The organism is Kitasatospora sp. NPDC007106 (genome assembly GCF_040634455.1).
Lineage (GTDB): Bacteria > Actinomycetota > Actinomycetes > Streptomycetales > Streptomycetaceae > Kitasatospora > Kitasatospora arboriphila.
This window is the reverse complement of sequence record NZ_JBEYFP010000606.1, coordinates 1-3670: the sequence shown is the minus strand read 5'-3', so window position 1 is coordinate 3670 and position 3670 is coordinate 1. Positions and strand designations below refer to the sequence as shown.

At 76.6% G+C, this 3670-nt stretch carries 5 protein-coding genes; 4 read left to right on the top strand and 1 reads right to left on the bottom strand.

Annotated features, from left to right (window positions below; genetic code table 11):
* Positions 1 to 238: 238 nt before the first annotated feature.
* The gene (locus ABZ641_RS29300; RefSeq protein WP_359986568.1) at positions 239 to 853 is read left to right on the top strand and encodes a hypothetical protein; all 615 of its coding nucleotides are present in this window, start codon (positions 239 to 241) and stop codon (positions 851 to 853) included.
* A 403-nt stretch (positions 854 to 1256) separates the two neighbouring features.
* Here the strand turns inward: ABZ641_RS29300 and ABZ641_RS29295 are convergent, their stop codons facing one another.
* Complete coding sequence (locus ABZ641_RS29295; protein WP_344627157.1) at positions 1257 to 1481, bottom strand: hypothetical protein; 225 nt, start codon at positions 1479 to 1481, stop codon at positions 1257 to 1259.
* Positions 1482 to 1798: 317 nt separating this feature from the next.
* Between ABZ641_RS29295 and ABZ641_RS29290 the strand changes: the two genes are divergently transcribed.
* From ABZ641_RS29290 to ABZ641_RS29280, 3 genes are all read left to right on the top strand, one after another.
* On the top strand, positions 1799 to 2356 hold the full coding sequence (locus ABZ641_RS29290; RefSeq protein WP_359986565.1) for a HutD family protein: 558 nt from the start codon (positions 1799 to 1801) through the stop codon (positions 2354 to 2356).
* 29 nt (positions 2357 to 2385) lie between these two features.
* Positions 2386 to 2691 carry a hypothetical protein gene (locus ABZ641_RS29285; RefSeq protein ID WP_359986562.1) on the top strand — a complete coding sequence of 102 codons (306 nt, stop codon included), beginning with the start codon at positions 2386 to 2388 and terminating at the stop codon, positions 2689 to 2691.
* A 111-nt stretch (positions 2692 to 2802) separates the two neighbouring features.
* Positions 2803 to 3670: arginase family protein (locus ABZ641_RS29280; RefSeq protein WP_359986559.1), on the top strand; the 868-nt coding region annotated here is incomplete at its 3' end.

The window sequence follows — 3670 nt, the reverse complement described above, 5'->3', positions numbered from 1 at the left end:
GGCTCATGCCCTCGGCCTGCTGGCCGCAGAAGGTCCGGGTGAGGGGGACGTCGGTGGGTGCCGCGTGCACCGTGGTGCCCGCCCCGTCGGGCGGGAGCACCGGACTGTCGGCCAGCGGCTCGTGCAGAACGACGATGCTCATACCTCCACTGTTCTCCCCGGCCGCCCGCTCGGCACCCCCACCGGCGGCGCACCCCGGGGCCGCGGGCACAATCGGTCAGCGGACGGAGGGGGAGCGGTGGGATTCATCGGCGTGTGGGTGCTCGCGCCCGTGCCGGACGAGGTCGTGGCCGAGCTGGCCGCGGTGGCGGGGCCGGTGGTCGAGGCGCAGCGGAACGACCCCCGTGTCCGGGAGCTGTGGCAGCAGTGGTGCGCCGCACCGGAGGCCGTCGGGGTGGAGTCCACGGACCGGGCGGCGACGGTGGCCTTCGACCTGCTGTCCGGTGCCTGTCCGCTGGACGGCCAGGTCGAGGAGCTGTACGCGGCCTTCGACCGGGTGCCCGCCGAGTGGCGGCCGCTGATGCTGACGCTGGTCTGCCGGAAGGGACTCCCCGCGGCGGCCCTGGCCCACGGGCTGGGCCCCGAGCGGTTCGCCCGGTTGCCCGGCTGGTTCGGTGACTTCTTCCTCGACGCCGGGCAGGTGCGGGCGGCCCTGCCGGAGGTGCTCGCCGCGCTGGACCTGCCGGACGGCGAGCGTCCGGCCGTCGAGCGGCGCACCGCGGAATGGCTGTCGGACTACGGCGGCGGCCGGCCGGAGGAGGCGGCCGCACTGCTGGACGGCATCGGCCCGCTGTGGCAGGCCGCCGCCGACGCGGGCGCGGGCCTGCTGGGGTGCATGTTCGTGCCGGGCTGAGCCCGGACGCGGCCGAGGCCGGTGCCCATGGCGTGCCGGGCAGGGGCGCGGCGGACGCCCTGGTGCGGTCGAGGTCGTCGGCCCGGCGGCGGAGGTCGGGCCGCGATGCCGTCCCGGCCGGGGCGGTGCCGGTGGAGGCCGTCGACCAGGTGCGGCGGGAGGTCGCGCAGCACGGCAGAACGGCGCCCGGCTCGGCGAAGGCGAGGTCCTCGAGGGACGAGGTCTCGTGGTGGCCGCGGTCGCGCTCCGGCGCGGGGCGGTACTCGTCGCCGTACACGCACCGGACGTGCTCCGACAGGGTGCGGTGCCCGGCGGGCAACCTATGTGCCGGTGGCTTCCCGACTGCGGGAGCGGGTGGTGCCGGCGGGGACCGGTCGGGCGGGGCCGACCGGGCCGTGGACGGTCAGAGGGCCTGGGTGACCGGCCGGAGCAGGGCACGCGAAGGTCCGGAGGGGTCCTCGTCGCCCGGCAGGGCGTCCTCCGCGGTGCGCTGGCAGGCCGAGCAGAGCTCGTGCCGGCCGGAATCGGTGATGACGCTGCCCCAGCCACGGCATTCCGTACAGCCTCGGGCGAGGGCGACGTCGGCACGGGGGGCAGGAGTGGGAGCGGGGTGGGCTCCGTGATGCATGGGTGATGTCCTCTGTAGAGCGGTATCACTTCGACCCAGCTTGTCATGATTTTCGACCAAACGTCTGTGACTCATCTCTCCCCGTGTTCGAGATGCGCGCAGACGGCCGGTGGGGCAGCCCGGAGAGGGCGGGCGCGTCCGGTCCGGGGCGCCGCTCCTGGTGGTCCAGCCGACGGCTCCGCCGCCGGAGAGTTGACGACGCATCGGATCCGCCGCCGGGGGCCGGGCCGACACCGGTCGGCGGGCCGTGTCCGGCCCGGCGGTGCGTGACAGAATCGCCGCGAAGCGGACCGGCGAGCAGGACGGGGCGAGGGGCGATGGCGGTGGAGGTACTGCGGGCGGCGGACCGGGCGGCGGTGCCGTGGCTCAACGGCGGCGGCGTGACCCGCGAGGTCGCGGCCGGGCCGGCCGGTGCGGGGATGACCGACTTCGCCTGGCGGGTCAGCCTGGCGGACGTCGCCCGGGGCGGGCCGTTCTCCGTCTTCGCGGACACCGACCGGGTGATCACCCTGGTCGAGGGCGCCGGGATGACGCTGACCGTGGCCGGTGCCGAGCAGGCGCTCACCGAGCCGTTCCGGCCCTTCGCCTTCCCCGGGGACGCGGACACCGACTGCCGGCTGGAGGGCGGGCCGGTGGTCGACTTCAACGTGATGACCCGGCGCGGCCGCGCGAGCGCACAGGTCGAGATCGCGGACGCCCCGCGCCCCGTCCGGGCCCCCGAGGACGGCGTCCTGCTGGTCGTCTGCCTCGCCGGCACCGCCGCCCTGGCCTCGGCCGGGTACGACCTCGACCGGTACGACGCGGTGCTGCTGCACCACGGCGGAGACCTGCTCCAGGTCGACGGTGCCGCCGCCGTCGTGACGATCCGCCGGTAGCGGTTCGGCCCGGGAGGGGGACGGCGGGCGTGCGGATGCGGATCGAGGACGTGGTGGCCGTACCGGGCCGCGGCGTCTGCGTCACCGGCCGGCTCGCCGCCGGGACGGCCGTCCCGGACCGGGCCCTGCTGCTCGGCCCGGACGGGCAGGCAGAAGGACGGACGGGCGGGCGGCGGCCGGTGGCGGTCACGATCGCGGGCGTCGAGCGGTTCCGCCGCTGCTTCGCCGGGGACGGGGACGGGGGCGGGGGAGCGGACGAGGCCGTGGGTCTGCGGCTGACCGGTGTGGCCGCGCACGAGGTCGGCCGGGGCATGCTGCTCTGCACGGAGGACTGACCGGTCCGTCCCGGGCGTGGGAGGCCGCCGGGCCCCGCGGCCGCGCCTACGCTCGCCGCAGGCGCGGCCGGGTCCCCGTCCCCGGCCGGCGAACCGGAGAGGGGCCATGCCGTGCCGCGTGAGATCGCGCTGCTGGGAGTGCCGTCCTGCGCAGGGACGCACGGACCCGGTCAGGAGAAGGCGCCCGCCGCCGTCCGGGCGGCCGGGCTGGTCGAGGGGCTGCGCAGCGCGGGTCTCGCCGTCCGGGACCACGGCGACCTGCCGGCGGTGCCCTTCCGCACCGACCCGGAGCACCGCAACCGGCAGAACCTCGCCCTGGTCACCGACGTCGCCCGGTCCGTCGCCGACCGGGTCGGCGCCCTGCTCGACGGCGGCGCGCTACCGCTGGTGATCGGCGGGGACTGCACCATCACCCTCGGCGTCACCGCCGCCCTGGTCGCGCGGCGGCCCGACACCGGCCTGATCTACTTCGACGGCGACGTGGACCTGTCGGTGCCCGACAGCACCGTCTCCGGCGTCCTCGACACCATGGTCCTCGCCCATCTGCTCGGCGAGGGCGCCCCCGAGCTCGCCGGCCTCGGACCGCGGACCCCGCTGCTGACCGCCGACGCCGTCACCGCCTTCGGCCACGACCCCGTGGAGGTGAACGCGGCCGAGCGGGAACGGCTCGCCCGGTACGGCCTGCGGACCCATCCGTGCACCGGGCTGACCGCCCCCGGGGCCGACCCCGTCGCCGCGGCCCGCGCCGTCCGCAGCGACCTCGCCGAGCGGTACGCGCACCTGCTGCTGCACTTCGACGTCGACGTGATCGACTCGACCGAGCTGCCGCTGGCGGACTTCCCGCACTTCAACCAGGGCCTGCCGCTGGCCGTCGCACTGGACTGCCTCGCCGAGTTCGCCCGCGCCCCGCAGCTGGCCGCCGTGGTCGTCACGGAGATCAACCCCCTCCGCACCAGGCTGCCGTCCTGGTCGCGGAGGG

What these genes read in the sequence shown, in the direction of transcription:
- ABZ641_RS29290 (WP_359986565.1), top strand. Translation starts at nt 1,799, where the DNA reads ATGGCGGTGGAGGTACTGCGGGCGGCGGACCGGGCGGCGGTGCCGTGG.
- ABZ641_RS29295 (WP_344627157.1), bottom strand. Translation starts at nt 1,481, where the DNA reads ATGCATCACGGAGCCCACCCCGCTCCCACTCCTGCCCCCCGTGCCGAC.